Origin of the sequence: Pseudoflavonifractor gallinarum, from assembly GCF_014982855.1 — a bacterium.
Taxonomy (GTDB): Bacteria; Bacillota; Clostridia; order Oscillospirales; family Oscillospiraceae; genus Pseudoflavonifractor_A; species Pseudoflavonifractor_A gallinarum.
This window is the reverse complement of record NZ_JADCKF010000005.1, coordinates 34,486-49,687: the sequence shown is the minus strand read 5'-3', so window position 1 is coordinate 49,687 and position 15,202 is coordinate 34,486. Positions and strand designations below refer to the sequence as shown.

Here is a 15,202-nt window from a genome sequence, read left to right as displayed (position 1 = left end):
CAACGTTTTTTAATATAAAATAAAAAATTTTTATTCAATATTGATATTTGCTAAAATATGCGTTATGATACTTAACGGGAGCCATCCCAATTTGATATAGTGATATGAAGAATTCGTATCATCCCGCCCTGACGGACCGGTACGAGAGAGGAAGACGGCATGTCCAGAACGAATTACAGTGCCTACATGGCCATAAAAAACAAGATCATGGAGATTTTCCGTACGGAAACCTTCGAAAAAAACAAGCTGCCTTCGGAAGCCGCACTGGCCAGCCGACTGGGAATCAGTCTTGTGACATTGCGGGAGTCGCTGATGATGCTGGCTCTGGAGGGCTATATCACCAAGCGGCACGGCTCGGGCAACTATGTCCACCCCAGTACGCTGGACTATGAGAACCGCAGCTATTACTTCACCGAATATCTGAAAAAAGAGGGCTATCAGACCGCCATCAAGCTGCTCTCTCAGGAGTGGCGTCCCGCCGACGAGGAGGCCCGCAAGATGCTCCGCCTGGAGGAGGGCGAGCGGGTGCTGGTCAACCGTCTGGTCTATCTGGCCGACGATCACCCGGCGGTCTACACCATGGGCATGATGCCGGAAAAGCTTCTCATCCGCACTGATGTGGAGGAGATGTCCTTTGCCTATATCCATGTGCTCATCCGGGATTATATGGGCCGGGATGTGGCCCACGCCCTCAACGAGTATGTGCCCATGGGCGTGCCCGACGAGCTGGTGGACATTTTCAAGGTCCCCAAGGGTACCCCCATCGACAGCAGCCACCAGGTCTTCTATGACATCGGGGATGAGCCGGTGGTCTACAACACCCACTACTTCAACCCCGACTACTACCGTCTGCGCACCCTGCAGAACTGGGATCTGGGCCGGTGATCCCCCCTCTTGCCAACCGCCGTCAAATGCGCTAGAATGGAGTCATTCATACTGGTATGACAGGAGGAACTTCCCATGAAAGCGTACGACACCATTCACAAGGAAGAGCTGGAGGTAGACCGCCAGGGTCTCATCGACCTGATGCTCAACAACCGTCAGGTGGACCTCTATCTCCCCGAGAAAAAGACCGATGAGGACGGCTACCTCACCTGGGACGTGGAGCACTGGAGCACGGTGGACGGCCGGCGCTTCATCCGCTGCTATTCCCTGGAAGGCCGGGTCCTGCGGGACTCCACCGCCCACAACAAGTACGATCTGGACAACTCCTTCTTCCCTGAGCAGGCCAAGGAAGTCAAGATCAGCTGATTCACCCAAAAAGGCCCCGGCGCTGACGCGCCGGGGCCTTTCGTTGTCTCGGGTTTCCGGATTGCTGCCAGATCACAGCACGATGGCGTTGACCGCTTCGATCAGATCCACCACCGCAGAGCGGGGGATGAGAGAGACCGGCTCCCCGTCGATGACCGCCAGACAGTTCTCCCCGTCATAGCGGTAGAGCTGGATCTGCACGCTGGGATGGACCTCACTGTCCAGGTAGACCGTCAGGGCGATCTCCTCCTTCTGGGTGGGCTCCTCCTGGGTGAAGCTGTCGGCAGTCAGTCCCTCCAGGGCCGATTGCAGGTCTGCCACGTCCACTTCCTCCTCGCCGAAGCGGAAGGTCTTGTCCTCTCCGTTTCCCTCGGAAGTCAGGTTGTAGACCGTGCCCTCCAGGGTGATGTCCAGACCGGTCACCTGGGTAAAGTCCGCCGTCAGCGCCTCTTTGTGCCGCAGGTCATCATATCCGGCCGCGATCAGCTTCTCATAGCTCTCGCCGGTGATCTGATAGACGATCTCAGAGTCTCCCACCCGGGCATAGGCGGTGATCTCCTCTTCCTCGTCCTCCTCCGACGCGGTGTCGTTCTCGGCCGCAGCCCGCTCTTCGGGAGACGGCTGATGTGGAGGGTAAAGGTCTGGCTCTCGCCCTCCTCATCCTCCTCCGGCGTGTACGTGACGGTGACCGTCAGCTCCGGTGCATCCAGTCCGTACTGAGACAGATCCTCCGTCCCGGCCTGATAGGTCATATAGTTATCCAGGGTCAGATTCTCGATCCCGCTGAGATAGCTCTCCACCAGGTTGGTGTCCAGGGGCTTGAGGTCCTCCCCCTCCTGCCGGAAGTAGACGTCCTCGCTGCAATAGGTGTAGGGGCTCTCCTCCGAGTACTCCTGATAGACCACCTGGTAGGAGTCCGCGCCCTCAAACTGAATGCCCGTGACCTGGCCGAACGAGGGGGTCTCATCGTTGGCGATCATGTCGCGGATGGTAATTTCGTAGTCTTCCATGGGATCGTCCTCTACCAGGTAGACGTTGCCGTCCCCGGTGGAGAGATAGCGCTGGGAGTCCATGGTGCTGTAATTGCCCAGCTTGATCTCATAGTCCTCCTCCCCGGCGGAGAGGTGGATGGTGCAGACCGGATTGTCCAGCCCATACTGGCTGTAATCGGTGACTTCCTCGATGATGAAGGCCGCCTCCAGCGCCTGGAAGGGCTCCAGCAGCTCCTGGATCTTCTCCTCACTCACCGGGAAGGCCGCATCCTCGTCGTACTGCCAGGTCTCATCCTTGTGGAAGGCCAGGCTCTCCGATTCGTATTCCCAGGAGAGGGCATCCACCGTCTCGGGGTCGATCTCCAGGATGATCTCGCCGCTGTTGCGGATCTCCTCCTGCCGCTCCTCGTGCTTCACCACGGCGAAGGCGGCAATGCAGACCACCACCAGAACGCCCAGCAGCACATAGAGCCGTTTAGCCCGCTTCATGTTGCTCCCTCCTTCTCTTCACAATGACGCAGACGCCAATGCCCAGGTAGCCCAGGGGGAATACGCCGATCATCAGGGTCTTGAGCAGCGACGCGGTGGAGTCGCTGATGGACAGATAGTTATAGTTCAGGGATTTGCTGCGGATAGCCATGGCCTCGCTCTCTCCGATCAGGGAGGACAGGGCGTTCATGGCCAGATCCGAGTTGGACCCGGAGGAGAGGGCGTTGTACATATCGTCCAGGAAGGCCGCCGAGGAGAACCAGACGATCTGTCCCTCATTGGAGCAGTCGATGGAGAGGCCCACGGCAATGGGACCGTCCACGTCGCCCTCCTCCTTCTCATAGCTGGTGAGCTGATAGCCCGCGCTCTTGCTGAAGGCCTCCTCCGAGGTGGAGAGCAGCACCGTGACCGCGCTGCCCGCCGTCTCATCCACCGTCATGCCCTGCGAGATGGGCATGTTGGGATAGTAGTGCTCCTCCATGAGGGGGTCGGTGATGGCATGGCTGGACATCTCGGGGAGAAGGACGTAGGGATAGCCGGTATAGTGCTCCCGGTCTCCCTCCACCACGATGCCCTCGGTGGTGCTCACTCCGTAGTCGGAGAGCAGGCTGTACAGATTGCTCAGGGAACCCTCTTCGGTGGGGCCGGCCATGACCAGCAGCTTTCCGCCCGCTTCCGCGTAGCTGGAGAGCATCTCCACCTCCTGCTCGGAGAGGTCGGAGGAGGGCTCATAGATCAGGACACAGTCGGCCTCTTCCGGGATGGCGTCCACGGTAAGGAGGGAGAGGGTGTTGATCTCGATGTTCTCCTTCTCGATCTGCTCCTGGAAATTGTCGGGCAGAGCCTGCTCGCCATGTCCCTCCACCACATACAGCTGGGGGAGATCCTCGGTGACCACATAGTCGATGGCGGAGGTAATGGCACCCTCGCCGTCAAAGGAGGTGTTGTAGGAGTAGGAGTAGATATCGGGCTCCTGGACGTAGATGTCGTCGTACCCGATGAAGCGGCTGCGCTCCCCGCACTCCACCACGAGGCTGTTGTTCTGCACCGTCTCGCTGGTGTACTGCTCGGCAAAGGTGGGATAGACGTCGGGATTCTTCTTGACCACCGTGATGTGGTCGGAGAGGCTGTCATATTTGTTCAGGAGGGTCTCGATCACATCGTCCTCCTCGCCGGACTGGACGATCCAGTAGATGGTCACGTCCTCCTCCAGCGCATTGACCACCACCTTGGTGTTGCTGGTGATGGAGTAGAGCTTGCTGGCGCTGATGTCATATTTCGTCAGATTGGCCGGCAGAGCCGAGACCAGGATATTCAGTGCGATCAGGATGGCCAGCACCACCGCGGTGGCGATGAGCGAATACGAGCCTCCCTGGAAGGCGATGCGGTTTCTCTCCGCCCGTCCCCCGTCAGAAAGGAGTTTCCAGCGTTTCATCAATGATACCTCCTTTTCTCCAGGGACTGGACCGACAGGAACAGGAAAAAGACGATGACCGACAGGTAATAGACGATGGCGGTCAGGTCAAAGACGCCGCTGACAAAGGTATTGAACCGCTCAAAGAGGGACAGCTGCCGCATGATGTTTGGCAGGAGTCCTTCAAAGGCCTCCGGGTCCACAAAGCCCGTGATGCAGATGGCGGCCAGCAGCACAAAGGCGACGGCGTAGGCCAGATACTCGTTCCGGGTCAGATACCGGATCAGCGCACCCAGGGCCAGCACCAGGACGCCCAGGGCGATCACCGTGCCGGCGGCCGTGGAGGAGACATACTCCGAGAGGCTCACGCTGTAATAGTTGAACAGGATCACGGCGATCCCGATTCCGGCCGCCAGGCCCTGGTTATCGGTCAGGGAGGAGATGAATACCCCCAGCGCCACCAGGGCCGCGCCCATGATGAAGATGGCCACCAGGGACCCGTAGGAGGTGGGCAGGTATACATCGCCAAACTGGGCGAAGATGAGCGGATAGATGGAAATGACGGCCAGGGGGATCAGATAGACCGCCAGCAGGGCCAGATACTTCCCCAAAATCACCTGGGTGGTGGTGATGGGGAGGGAGTAGAGGAGCTGATCGGTCTTCTGCTTGCGCTCCTCGGCAATGACCCGCATGGTCAGGATGGGCACGATGACCACAAAGACGATGCTGCCGAAGCTGAGCACATATTCGAAATTGCTCACCGCCGCCTGCAAATTGTACAGCATGGCGCCGAAGCCCACGATGGCCAGCAGAAACGCGCCGAACACATAGGCGGTGAAGGAGTGGAAATAGCTTCTCAATTCATGCTTTAAAACGGCTGTCATGCGCCTTCTCCCTCCTGTTCCTCCGTGGTCTCTCCGGCCGGTGTCTGGTCGGCCGGGTCTCCGTTTTCGGTCAGCTCCAGGAAGATGTCCTCCAGGCTGGCCCGTTTCAGTGTCAGCTCCAGCAGGGCCTGGGCGATCCCGACCCGCTGCTTGTAGCCCTTGGACAGGGCGGAGATGCGCCGGTTCTTGACCTCAGCGATCCGGACCTGCTCGATCACCGCCTGGATCTGGCGCTCCAGCTCGGCGCCCCGGAGCCCCTTGGCCTCTCCCACGAAGCGCAGGTACTCCGCCGGCGTCTCGTTCATGTAGAGGGGGGGCTGTTCGGGCAGATAGCCGATCAGCTTCTTGGCCTGATCGGCGTCCTCGAACAGATCAAATCCGCCCACTTCCACACGGCCGGAAGTGGCCGACAGACAGCCTGTCATCATATTCATCGTGGTACTCTTTCCCGCGCCGTTGGGCCCCAGGAATCCATACACATGGCCCTCGTCGATCTCAAAAGACAGATCGTCCACCGCCAGGAAATCGCCGTAGTACTTTGTCAAGTGCTCGACCTTGATCATGGAGGAACCTCCTCGCTTGTTATTCTCGGCCTGCGGACGGCCCCCGTCCGCGGGCCTGTCTAGTATACTCCGCCGTCCTAAAGTGAACCTAAAGAAACCGGGATGGCCCCAAAAAATACGCCCCCTTCCCGGATCAGACCCGGAAAGGGGGGTAAAACAAAAAAAGCGGACCAGCAAAAAGCTGGTCCGCTCCGTCTAGCAATAAAGTGCATTCCTGCGATACTAGGTACAAAAGCCTCGCAGAGTTCTGCCATCCGCAGACGGCAGAAAAACATCCAAATCCGTTTTTTCGAGGACATGTGCCTCGAAAAAACACTTCTCAGGACGCAAGTGTGCGAACCGGGAACCCAAACAAAGCCCAGCGAAGTGGGTTTGTTTGGGAGAGGAGGGGCAAGGGAGCGGAGTGAACCCTGGCCGTTAGGCCGGGGCGAACGGTGCGGACTTTGACCCGACGAAGTGCGCGCGGCGTCCTGCATCCCCTCTCAAAAATGCAAGCATTTTTGAGAAGCGTGTCGAAAAACTTCGACACGCAAAAAAGAGCGGACCAGCAAAAGGCTGGTCCGCTCTCAAATCGTTCCGATTAGTCGGTCACGAAGGGCAGCAGGGCGATCTGACGGGCGCGCTTGATGGCCTCGGTCAGCTGGCGCTGATGCATCGCGCAGGTGCCGGTGGTACGGCGGGGCAGGATCTTGGAACGCTCAGACAGGAAACGGCGCAGCTTGGCCGCGTCCTTGTAGTCGATGTGCTCCACCTTGTCCACACAGAAGGTGCAGACCTTGCGGCGCTTGCGGCCGCGGGGACGCTCTCTATCCATAGCCATGGTACAGTACTCCTTTCAACGATGCTTCCGCAAGAGCCGGAGCGCTTTCGCGGAGCGGAATGGCGCTTAACGCCAAGCCGGAAGAACCGGCTGAACTGCAAAACAGTCGCTCCTCAGAAGGGGAGCTCGCCGTCGTCGTCGGACAGGTCGGCGAACTGGTCGCCGCCGCTGAGCGGCGCGGCATAAGCGGGCGCGGACGGCGCCGGGGCGCTGTATCCGCCATAAGCCGGCGGCGGGGGCGCATAGCCGCCGCCCTCGGCATCCCGCTTGGAGTCGCCAAAGTAGACATTGTCGGCCACGACCTCGGCGCTGCGGCGCTTGTTCCCGTCTTTGTCGGTCCAGTCGCGCAGCTGGAGGCGGCCCTCCACCACGGCCAGGCGGCCCTTGGTGAAGAAGCGGGAGACGAACTCAGCCGTCTGCCGCCAGGCCACGATATCGATGAAATCGGTGGCCTTTTCGCCGGTGGTCTTGTCTTTGAAATCCCGGTCCACCGCCAGGGAGAAGGAGGCCACAGGGGTCCCCGTCTGGGTGTGGCGGAGCTCAGGATCCCGGGTCAGGCGACCCATGAGGATAATGCGATTCAGCATGGAAGCGCCTCCTTACTCATCCTTGCAGATGATCATGGAGCGCATCACGCCGTCAGTAATGCGGAAGATTCGGTCCAGCTCCTGGGGGAAGGCGGGAGCGGAGCTAAAGGTCATCAGGACATAGTAGCCCTCGTTCAGGTCGTTGATGGGATAGGCCAGATGGCGCTTGCCCCACTCGTCAACCTCGGCCAGAGTGCCGTTGTTCTCGACCAGAGTCTTGAACTTCGCCACCAGAGCGGCGGTAGCCTCCTCGCCCAGGTTGGGATCGAGGATGTAGACGGCCTCGTAGTTCGCATTCAGCTTTGCCATTTTCGTTGCACCTCCTTATGGACATATGGCCCCCGTATCATGCGGGGGCAAGGATGTGCTTGTTTTCTAAACAAGCCTTTTTATTATATCGGATTTTCCGGGAAAGTCAAGCCCCTTTCCCCATTTTCTGCAAAGATTTCTTTCCGGCTTTATTGCGGTTCCAGGTACTCGGACGGGACCTCTCCGATCACATGGTCATCATTGAATACCAGGATATCGCCGGATTGATACGCCTCCCCATAGACGGTCTCCCCTTTTTCCAGCTTCTGGGGGAACAGCATCCGGATCAGATCGTCCCCGCCTTGGACCGTCAGCGTGCTTCCGCGATAGCTTTCATTTACATACCGTTTTACGGCCACCGTTTCTTTGACGGTGTACACCTGCTCATAGGACGTGCTGTTTTGCTCATAGTACGCATGCTCCGCATATCCGTGCACGGCAAATACCGGAACGATCAAAATCAGGCAGGAGAGCAGGCTGAAGAGCACACTGCTTCCCGTTTTGGGGGTCTGATACGACTTGCGGAAGAACACCGCGAACAGCAGGGACAGCACAACTGCAGCCAGGATCGACCACAGAAAAACGGCGTTTTTATGGATCGTCAGGGTACCCAGGGTTTCCAAGCTGACACTCTCGAGCCATCGCTGCGACAGACAGAGGCTCTGCTTGAACACGCTGGTGGCGAACGCCCCAAACACCAGGAAGAGCACGCCGGGGAGCAGAAGATAGACTCTCTTGGTAGAGACGGCTTTCGAGATGGACACAAAGAAGGTATAGATCCCCCCGATGACTGTCAGAAACGTGGTGATCGTAAAGAGGAGCACATACATCTCCGTGACGATATGATAGATTCCGCCGATGGCAATGAGAATGGCCGCCAAGATGACATATACAGGGATGATATAGACAAAAATCATACTCTCTCCCCCTTTTTGTACCTTACATGCATTTTAGCACATCAAAGCGTGAATGACAAGCAGAGAACCCCTCCCGTAGTTTGCTGCTACTATATCGGATATCTGGAGGAAGGCCGCACCTCTTTCCCATTTTTTTGCAAAATTTTTCTCTCGCCCGTCCTCCCCCCTTTTGCAGGCGGCCCTTTCATGTTATAGTAGTACAGAATCTGTGCTTTTGAGAGGAGGACGGATATGTCCGGCGATCTGACCCGCGGCCCCATCACCGCCACCATGCTGCTCTTTGCGCTGCCCATGATGCTGGGAAATCTGCTCCAGCAGTGCTATAACGTGGCCGACACCCTCATCGTGGGCCGCTTTCTCGGCGCCTCCGCCCTGGCGGCGGTGGGGTCGTCCTACACTCTGATGACCTTCCTCACCTCCATCCTGCTGGGACTGTGCATGGGGAGCGGGGCCGTCTTTTCCATCTGCCATGGCGCCGGGGACAAAGACCGGCTCCAGCGCAGCCTGGCCGCCTCCTTCCTGCTCATCGGCGGGGTGACTTTGGTCCTCAACCTGGCAGTCTTTCTCCTGCTGGACCCCATTCTCACCCTCCTTCAGGTACCACCGGATACCCGCCCTCTGATGCGGGAGTACCTATGGGTGATCTTCTGGGGCATTGCGGCCACCTTCCTCTACAATTATTTTGCCTCTCTTCTGCGGGCAGTGGGCAACTCCCTGGTGCCCCTGCTCTTTCTGGCGGTGTGCGCCCTGCTCAACATCGCCCTGGACCTGGTCTTTGTCCTGGTGTTCCACTGGGGAGTGGCGGGAGCGGCCGGGGCCACGGTGCTGTCCCAGTATGTCTCAGGCCTGGGCATCGGCCTTTACACCTGGGTGCGCTGTCCCCAGTTCCGCCCCGATCGGAGCAGCTTCCGTATCCGGATGGAGCAGCTGCGGGAGATCGCCCAGTTCTCCTTCCTCACCTCCCTCCAGCAGTCGGTGATGAACTTCGGCATTCTCATGGTACAGGGGCTCATCAACAGCTTCGGTACCACCGTCATGGCCGCCTTTGCCGCGGCGGTCAAGATCGACTCCTTCGCCTATATGCCGGTGCAGGACTTCGGCAACGCCTTTTCCACCTTTGTGGCCCAGAATTACGGCGCCCGGAAGGCCGGGCGCATCCGCTCCGGCATCCGCAGCGCCGTGGCGGCCGCCCTGCTCTTCTGCGTGGTGATTTCGGCGGCGGTCTGTCTCTTCGCCCGCCCCCTGATGCTCCTCTTTGTCCAGCCCGAGGAGGTGGAGATCCTCGCCATCGGCGTGCAGTACCTCCGGGTGGAGGGTGCCTTCTACTGCGGCATCGGGTGTCTCTTCCTCCTCTACGGCCTGTACCGGGCAGTGGGCCGTCCCGGGATGTCCCTGGTCCTCACCGTAATCTCCCTGGGGACCCGGGTGCTGCTGGCCTACACCCTCTCCGCCATCCCCGCCGTGGGCGTGCTGGGCATCTGGTGGTCGGTGCCCATCGGCTGGCTCCTGGCCGATCTGGCCGGCTTCCTCTACTACCGCCGCCGGCGGGCCGTCCTCTTCGCCGGGCTGGAGGAATCGGCGGTCTGATCCCTCTCCTTTGTACCTTTTGTTGCGCTTTCTCTCCACATTCGGTATACTGTATGTGCAATCATCCAGCAAGATCGTGAATCGGAGGTGCGCGCCATGAAGAGAAACATCGCGTTGCTGCTGCTTGGTATCCTCCCCCTGCCGCTGGGGTATGCCCTGAATTTCGTCATACTCTCTCTGCCCAGTTCCAGCATTTTGCTATATGCCGTATCGATCGGTTTTCTGCTCCTCTGGGTCCTGCTGGCCCGCCGCGTCTCCGCCCGGGAGGGGCGGCCCATCGTCCAGGCCCTTCTCCTCAGTGCCTTTGGTCTTTTGATGCTCCTCCTGGTGTTCTATCAGGAATTGGTGATGGGACGATACTGGGTCAACCTGTTGGGCGCTGCCCCGCAGCTCTACTTTCTCCCCCTTCTGTCCCTGGGCTTTACCCTCTCCAATGTTTTGATCCAGCCCTTCCTGCCCACTTTGGAGATGTGGCTTGTCTACCTTCTGGCCTGGCTCCTTCTCTTTGCCGCCGGGTGCGCGGGCTGCTTTTGGAAGGCCAGAGGCAAATGATGGAAACAAAAAAACATCCTCCCCACGGCCGTTCCGACCACAGGGAGGATGTTTTCTTTTATTTGGAAGTAACTCTTACAGCACCCGGGCCTTCTCCTTGATGAAGTGGCGCAGCCAGTCCCCGGTGGCGGGGTGGTCCAGGGCGAAGTCCAGGGTGGCCTCCAGGAAGCCCTGGAGGTTGCCGGTGTCGTAGCGGCGGCCCTCAAAGTCCACCGCCACCATCCGGTCCCGGCGGCACAGCTCCTTCAGGCCGTCGGTGAGCTGGATCTCTCCGCCATAGCCCGGCTGGAGGTTCTCCAGGATGTCAAAGATATCCGACTTGAGCACATAGCGGCCCAGGATGGCATAGTTGGAGAACATCTGCTCAGGCCGGGGCTTCTCATTCATGTCGGAGACCGAGAAGATCCGCTCCTCCAGGGGGGAGATCTTGACGGAGGAGTACTTGGAGATGGCCTGGGTGGAGACCTTCTGCACGCCCACCACCGACGCGTCGTACTTCTCGGCCGCCTCGATGAGCTGCCGGGTGACCGGCTTGCGGGCCCGCATGATGTCGTCGCCCAGGAGCACGGCAAAGGGCTCGTCTCCCACGAAGCGCTTGGCCCGCCAGATGGCGTGGCCCAGGCCCTTGGTCTCCTTCTGGCGCACATAGAAGATGTTGGCCAGATCGGCGGCCCGGCGCACCTCGGTGAGCTCCTTCTCCTTGCCCGCCTGATTGAGCCGGGTCTCCAGCTCGGGATAGTAGTCAAAATAGTCGTCCATGGCCGACTTGGCCCGGTTGGTGACGATCAGGATATCCTCGATGCCGGCCTCCACGGCCTCCTCGATGATATACTGGATGACCGGCTTGTCCACCATGGGAAGCATTTCCTTCGGTACCGTCTTGGTGGCCGGAAGCATCCGGGTGCCCAGCCCCGCGGCGGGGATGACAGCTTTACGCACTTTCACAGTGAAAGACCTCCTCAGTAATCAAATTCAAAGGATTGTCCCCAGTGTACCACAGTTTGGGGAAAAAGGCCAGAAAAACCGCCGCTCCCGTTACCGGGAGCGGCGGGGCATCCAAGGAAACTCAGTTTTTCTCGGTACGCAGGCGTCCGGCCGGGATCTGGGCACGGAGGACACCCACACGGGGCAGAACGGTCAGCAGGATGGATCCCAGCACATAGCAGGCCAGCAGCTCACCCAGGGCAACCGTCACGCCATTGAAAGCGAACATCCCCCAGAAACCAGGGCCAAAGCCCACCTCATACCAGGTGATCATGGCGCCCACGATCACGCCGTTGCACAGCACCGGCGGCAGCGGAGCCAGCCAGCGGTTGGGCATCCGGGCCGTCCAGAGGGCGGCCAGCAGCGTGGCCAGGGAACCCAGCACGATATCCAGCGGGCCCACGGTGCTCATCAGGTTGGTCACCAGGCAGCCCACAAAGAGCCCCGGCGCCGTGGCCGGAAAGAGGAAGGGGAGCACGCACAGTGCCTCGGCAAACCGGCACTGGATGGGCCCATAGGTCAGGCCGAAGAAGTTGCCGAAGTAGCTGAGTACGGCGTAGAGGGCGGCCACCATGGCGGCCATGGTCAGCTCCCGGGTGCGGGTACGGGTGTTCTGGGGTTGATTGACTTTCATATTGAATTTTCCTCCCATTTTTTGTTTAGAGAACGGATCGGGGGACCTGCCCCGCCGAACGAACACGGCTGCGCCGTGCTTGGACTGGGTTGGAAACCAGTCGGGAGGTATTCTAGCATGTTTCCCGCGCCTTGTAAAGGGGGAGCGCTTACCCCTGCTCCTGGCTGGCCAGGAACTGCCGGAGCTTCTCGGCCGCCTCCCCGCCCAGGGCAAAGCTGTGCTCCTCCTTGGGGCGCATGGCCTGCATGACCACGCCGGCCTGCTGGGCCAGGCGGCCCTCCTTCACCAGGATCAGGAGGGAGGCCGAGTTTTCCGCGTCCTGCACCGCCCGGTGGGCCTCCCCCGCAAAGCGGTACTCCGCCGCGCCAAGGGCATTCTGCAGGGAGAGCGGATTGGAGCGGGAGAGCCCGATGAGCCGGGTATACACCGCCTGGAAGTCGATCCACCGCTGGTTGAGCTGCCAGGGGAGCTCAGCCTCCTTGAGCCAGCTCTCATCGTAGAGCTGGTACTGGTCGCTGCGGCTCCAGGAGTAGATGCGCCCTCTCCCCTCTCCGATCCAGGCGGCAAAATCCTCCATGGCCGGGGCAAAGGGCTTGGCCCCCGCCACGTCGGCGTCGGTGATGCCGGTGAGCTGGGTGATCCGCTTGTGGATGGGGCCGTACTCCGGCTTCACATAGCAGGAATAGCGGTCCACCAGGCGGTATTCCCGGTCCAGCTTGACCGCCCCGATCTCTACGATCTCGCTCCGGGCGATCTCCCGGGCCTCCCGGTACTCCCGGGGAATGGGATTCATCTCAAAATCCAGAAAAATATGCGTATCGTACATGTGCGCCCCTTCTTTCTCCTCCCGCTCCGGGACCTGGGTCGGGCGGTTGTTCTCAGATGTGCAAAGACCATTATAGCATCCCCGTCCGCTCTGGCAAGTATCGCTCAGATACTTTGTCCCTCTGGGGCCTTTTTGCCGAAAATACACAATCCGCCCCTTGACAAGCGGCCCGGCCTTCGCTATTATATCAGCAGAACCGGTTTTTTCCGGCTCCGGTCTGAGTTTGAACTCAGGACCGGCTCTTTTTTCTTTCGTATTATGGAACTTGATTCCGCAATATGAAATGCAAAGAGGGCAATCGCTGTGATTGATTGTTCTGCCCCCGGTGCGGCCTTCCCACCGCACCCCGACAGAATGCAGGGAGGAATAAATCATGTTTACCAACAAACTCAAACACGACCTCTACGCCGGTAAGACCTGTTTCGGCACCTTCATGTGCCTGAACTCCACCGACGTGGTGGAAATCGGCGGCCTGGCCGGCTTCGACTTTGTCATTCTGGACTGCGAGCACGGCTATCTGTCCCCCGAGGCCACCATGCATCTGGTGCGCGCCGCTCAGGCGGGCGGCACCACCCCCATCACCCGGGTCACCTTCAACGGTGAGACCGAGATCCTCCGCGCCCTGGACGTGGGTACCCACGGCGTGCAGGTCCCCCAGATCAACACCCGGGAGGACGCCGAGCTGGCCGTCCGCCGCGCCAAGTACTACCCCATGGGTATCCGCGGCTCGGCTATGACCCGCTCCTGCGACTACGGCAAGACCCCCTTTACGGACTACATCGAGCACGAGAACGCTGAGACGCTGGTCTCCGTCCACATTGAGAACATCATCGGCCTGCAGAACATTGAGGAGATCGCCGCCGTGGATGGCGTGGACGTCCTCTTCCTCGGGCCCTACGACATGTCTCAGTCCATGGGCATCCCCGGCCAGACCGATCACCCCCGCATCCAGGAGGCCGCCGACATCGTGCTGGCCGCCTGTAAGAAGTACGGCAAGATCCCCGGTGTGTACGCCGAGTACCCCGAGATCGCCAAGATGCGTGCGGAGCAGGGCTTCCAGTACATCCCCATCGGCATGGCCACCACCCTCATCACCCGCGCCTTCACCGACCTTCTGCACAAGGTGAAGGGTGAATAAGTTTTTCCTTTCCCATTTTCCCAAAACTCTTTGACTCAAGCAAAGACGCCGCGTCCCTTCCGGGCGCGGCGTTTTTGCGTGCCGCTCCCTCCGGCCAGGGGTTGCGGCACGTCCCCCGGGGCGGTATAATAGGAAGGCAGGCCGCGCCCCGCCGGGGAATGGCCCCCACCCTGCTGCGGCAGAGGAAAAAGGAGTGTTTTACGATGCAGAAACCCGTTCTCGTGGTCATGGCCGCCGGCATGGGCAGCCGGTATGGCGGACTCAAGCAGGTGGACCCTGTGGGCAGTCACGGCCAGCTCATCATCGACTATTCCATCTACGACGCCCACCGGGCCGGATTTGATACCGTCGTCTTTGTCATCAAGCGGGAGCTGGAGGAGACCTTCCGCTCCTCCATCGGCGACCGGCTCTCCCAGGTCATGGAGGTCCGCTATGCCTACCAGGAGCTCACCGATCTGCCCGAGGGCTACGCCGTGCCCGAGGGGCGTGTCAAGCCCTGGGGTACCTGCCACGCGGTGCTGGCCGCCCGGCATGTGGTGGACGGCCCCTTCGCCGTCATCAACTCGGACGACTACTACGGCCCCGAGGCCTTCCGGACCATTTACGACTATCTCCTCTCCCATCCCGACGGGGACTACTATGAGTACGCCATGGTGGGCTACCTGCTGGGCAACACGGTCACCGAGCACGGACACGTGGCCCGGGGCGTATGTGTGGAGGATGAAAACCACTACCTCCGCCAGGTCACCGAGCACACCCACATTGAAAAGGACGGGGACCACGCCCGCTTCACTGAGGACGGCGGCGCCACCTGGTCCGCCCTGCCCGGGGACACCATCGTTTCCATGAACCTGTGGGGCTTCACCCCCAGCTTCCTGCGGGAGGCCCAGTCCCGCTTCCCCGCTTTCCTGGACCGGGCCCTCACCGAGCAGCCGGAAAAGGGGGAGTACTTCCTCCCCAGCGTGGTCAGCCAGCTCATCGACGAGGGCAAAGCCCGGGTGCAGGTCCTGCGCAGCCACGACCGCTGGTACGGCGTCACCTACAAGGAGGATAAGCCCACCGTGGTCCAGGCCATTGCCGACATGACCCAGCGTGGCCTCTATCCCGAACAGCTCTGGAAATAATCAGTCCCTTGGCCGGATCTCCGCTCCCCGGAGGTCCGGTCTTTTTTTCTGCGCTTTCAGCAGAACTTCCCCCTTGACATCCGGCCCAGGCGGCATTATTATATAAGCACAAGATTACTTACTTTATTTTT

The 15,202-nt window shown here is 60.0% G+C and carries 18 protein-coding genes; 6 read left to right on the top strand and 12 right to left on the bottom strand.

Annotated features, from left to right (window positions below):
• The first annotated feature begins 159 nt into the window (after window positions 1–159).
• Together INF37_RS06720 and INF37_RS06715 are read left to right on the top strand one after the other, a co-directional pair.
• A complete protein-coding gene (locus tag INF37_RS06720) occupies window positions 160–885 on the top strand; it encodes a GntR family transcriptional regulator (protein ID WP_193537254.1) in 726 nt (241 codons plus the stop codon).
• A gap of 75 nt (window positions 886–960) precedes the next feature.
• Window positions 961–1,251, top strand: coding sequence for a hypothetical protein (locus INF37_RS06715; RefSeq protein WP_101691859.1), 291 nt, complete (start codon window positions 961–963; stop codon window positions 1,249–1,251).
• A gap of 72 nt (window positions 1,252–1,323) precedes the next feature.
• Here the strand turns inward: INF37_RS06715 and INF37_RS15680 are convergent, their stop codons facing one another.
• From INF37_RS15680 to INF37_RS06675, 9 genes are all read right to left on the bottom strand, one after another.
• Window positions 1,324–1,788, bottom strand: coding sequence for a DUF4340 domain-containing protein (locus tag INF37_RS15680; protein WP_328821045.1), 465 nt, complete (start codon window positions 1,786–1,788; stop codon window positions 1,324–1,326).
• Window positions 1,734–2,732, bottom strand: coding sequence for a DUF4340 domain-containing protein (locus INF37_RS06710; protein WP_235964247.1), 999 nt, complete (start codon window positions 2,730–2,732; stop codon window positions 1,734–1,736). Before INF37_RS06710 ends, INF37_RS15680 begins: the two co-directional genes overlap by 55 nt.
• Entirely contained in the window at window positions 2,719–4,167 is a 1,449-nt protein-coding gene (locus tag INF37_RS06705) for a Gldg family protein (RefSeq protein ID WP_193537252.1), read from the bottom strand. The genes INF37_RS06710 and INF37_RS06705 overlap by 14 nt, the downstream gene beginning before the upstream one ends.
• Window positions 4,167–5,030 carry an ABC transporter permease gene (locus tag INF37_RS06700; protein WP_193537250.1) on the bottom strand — a complete coding sequence of 288 codons (864 nt, stop codon included), beginning with the start codon at window positions 5,028–5,030 and terminating at the stop codon, window positions 4,167–4,169. The genes INF37_RS06705 and INF37_RS06700 overlap by 1 nt, the downstream gene beginning before the upstream one ends.
• Window positions 5,027–5,593, bottom strand: coding sequence for an ABC transporter ATP-binding protein (locus INF37_RS06695; RefSeq protein ID WP_235964246.1), 567 nt, complete (start codon window positions 5,591–5,593; stop codon window positions 5,027–5,029). The genes INF37_RS06700 and INF37_RS06695 overlap by 4 nt, the downstream gene beginning before the upstream one ends.
• Window positions 5,594–6,173: 580 nt before the next feature.
• Window positions 6,174–6,413 (bottom strand): 30S ribosomal protein S18, encoded by a 240-nt coding sequence (rpsR, locus tag INF37_RS06690; protein WP_087238992.1) that lies wholly within the window; start codon window positions 6,411–6,413, stop codon window positions 6,174–6,176.
• A gap of 113 nt (window positions 6,414–6,526) precedes the next feature.
• A complete protein-coding gene (locus INF37_RS06685; RefSeq protein WP_101691856.1) occupies window positions 6,527–7,000 on the bottom strand; it encodes a single-stranded DNA-binding protein in 474 nt (157 codons plus the stop codon).
• A 12-nt stretch (window positions 7,001–7,012) separates the two neighbouring features.
• Window positions 7,013–7,309, bottom strand: coding sequence for a 30S ribosomal protein S6 (gene rpsF, locus INF37_RS06680; protein ID WP_101691855.1), 297 nt, complete (start codon window positions 7,307–7,309; stop codon window positions 7,013–7,015).
• A gap of 149 nt (window positions 7,310–7,458) precedes the next feature.
• Window positions 7,459–8,226, bottom strand: coding sequence for a hypothetical protein (locus INF37_RS06675; protein ID WP_193537248.1), 768 nt, complete (start codon window positions 8,224–8,226; stop codon window positions 7,459–7,461).
• A gap of 231 nt (window positions 8,227–8,457) precedes the next feature.
• Here INF37_RS06675 and INF37_RS06670 point away from each other — a divergent pair, with 231 nt between their 5' ends.
• Window positions 8,458–9,813: an MATE family efflux transporter gene (locus tag INF37_RS06670; RefSeq protein WP_186963401.1), complete on the top strand. Its 1,356-nt coding sequence runs from the start codon at window positions 8,458–8,460 to the stop codon at window positions 9,811–9,813.
• A 96-nt stretch (window positions 9,814–9,909) separates the two neighbouring features.
• Complete coding sequence (locus INF37_RS06665; protein ID WP_193537246.1) at window positions 9,910–10,365, top strand: hypothetical protein; 456 nt, start codon at window positions 9,910–9,912, stop codon at window positions 10,363–10,365.
• 75 nt (window positions 10,366–10,440) lie between these two features.
• Here the strand turns inward: INF37_RS06665 and galU are convergent, their stop codons facing one another.
• From galU to INF37_RS06650, 3 genes are all read right to left on the bottom strand, one after another.
• Complete coding sequence (galU, locus tag INF37_RS06660; RefSeq protein ID WP_101691851.1) at window positions 10,441–11,310, bottom strand: UTP--glucose-1-phosphate uridylyltransferase GalU; 870 nt, start codon at window positions 11,308–11,310, stop codon at window positions 10,441–10,443.
• 121 nt (window positions 11,311–11,431) lie between these two features.
• Window positions 11,432–11,983 carry a QueT transporter family protein gene (locus tag INF37_RS06655; protein ID WP_101691850.1) on the bottom strand — a complete coding sequence of 184 codons (552 nt, stop codon included), beginning with the start codon at window positions 11,981–11,983 and terminating at the stop codon, window positions 11,432–11,434.
• A 148-nt stretch (window positions 11,984–12,131) separates the two neighbouring features.
• A complete protein-coding gene (locus tag INF37_RS06650; RefSeq protein ID WP_101691849.1) occupies window positions 12,132–12,809 on the bottom strand; it encodes a 3'-5' exonuclease in 678 nt (225 codons plus the stop codon).
• Between the two features lie 373 nt (window positions 12,810–13,182).
• Between INF37_RS06650 and INF37_RS06645 the strand changes: the two genes are divergently transcribed.
• Window positions 13,183–13,947: an HpcH/HpaI aldolase family protein gene (locus tag INF37_RS06645; RefSeq protein WP_193537244.1), complete on the top strand. Its 765-nt coding sequence runs from the start codon at window positions 13,183–13,185 to the stop codon at window positions 13,945–13,947.
• 203 nt (window positions 13,948–14,150) lie between these two features.
• Complete coding sequence (locus tag INF37_RS06640; protein WP_101692056.1) at window positions 14,151–15,071, top strand: nucleotidyltransferase family protein; 921 nt, start codon at window positions 14,151–14,153, stop codon at window positions 15,069–15,071.
• Window positions 15,072–15,202: the final 131 nt, after the last annotated feature.

Bases quoted from the DNA above. Each gene is read 5' to 3' on its own strand.
- rpsR (WP_087238992.1), bottom strand. From the start codon at position 6,413: ATGGCTATGGATAGAGAGCGTCCCCGCGGCCGCAAGCGCCGCAAGGTC.
- INF37_RS06650 (WP_101691849.1), bottom strand. From the start codon at position 12,809: ATGTACGATACGCATATTTTTCTGGATTTTGAGATGAATCCCATTCCC.
- INF37_RS06645 (WP_193537244.1), top strand. From the start codon at position 13,183: ATGTTTACCAACAAACTCAAACACGACCTCTACGCCGGTAAGACCTGT.
- INF37_RS06670 (WP_186963401.1), top strand. From the start codon at position 8,458: ATGTCCGGCGATCTGACCCGCGGCCCCATCACCGCCACCATGCTGCTC.
- rpsF (WP_101691855.1), bottom strand. From the start codon at position 7,309: ATGGCAAAGCTGAATGCGAACTACGAGGCCGTCTACATCCTCGATCCC.
- INF37_RS06710 (WP_235964247.1), bottom strand. From the start codon at position 2,732: ATGAAGCGGGCTAAACGGCTCTATGTGCTGCTGGGCGTTCTGGTGGTG.
- INF37_RS06715 (WP_101691859.1), top strand. From the start codon at position 961: ATGAAAGCGTACGACACCATTCACAAGGAAGAGCTGGAGGTAGACCGC.
- INF37_RS06685 (WP_101691856.1), bottom strand. From the start codon at position 7,000: ATGCTGAATCGCATTATCCTCATGGGTCGCCTGACCCGGGATCCTGAG.
- INF37_RS06720 (WP_193537254.1), top strand. From the start codon at position 160: ATGTCCAGAACGAATTACAGTGCCTACATGGCCATAAAAAACAAGATC.
- INF37_RS06705 (WP_193537252.1), bottom strand. From the start codon at position 4,167: ATGAAACGCTGGAAACTCCTTTCTGACGGGGGACGGGCGGAGAGAAAC.
- INF37_RS06640 (WP_101692056.1), top strand. From the start codon at position 14,151: ATGCAGAAACCCGTTCTCGTGGTCATGGCCGCCGGCATGGGCAGCCGG.
- INF37_RS06675 (WP_193537248.1), bottom strand. From the start codon at position 8,226: ATGATTTTTGTCTATATCATCCCTGTATATGTCATCTTGGCGGCCATT.
- INF37_RS06655 (WP_101691850.1), bottom strand. From the start codon at position 11,983: ATGAAAGTCAATCAACCCCAGAACACCCGTACCCGCACCCGGGAGCTG.
- INF37_RS06695 (WP_235964246.1), bottom strand. From the start codon at position 5,593: ATGATCAAGGTCGAGCACTTGACAAAGTACTACGGCGATTTCCTGGCG.
- INF37_RS06700 (WP_193537250.1), bottom strand. From the start codon at position 5,030: ATGACAGCCGTTTTAAAGCATGAATTGAGAAGCTATTTCCACTCCTTC.
- INF37_RS06665 (WP_193537246.1), top strand. From the start codon at position 9,910: ATGAAGAGAAACATCGCGTTGCTGCTGCTTGGTATCCTCCCCCTGCCG.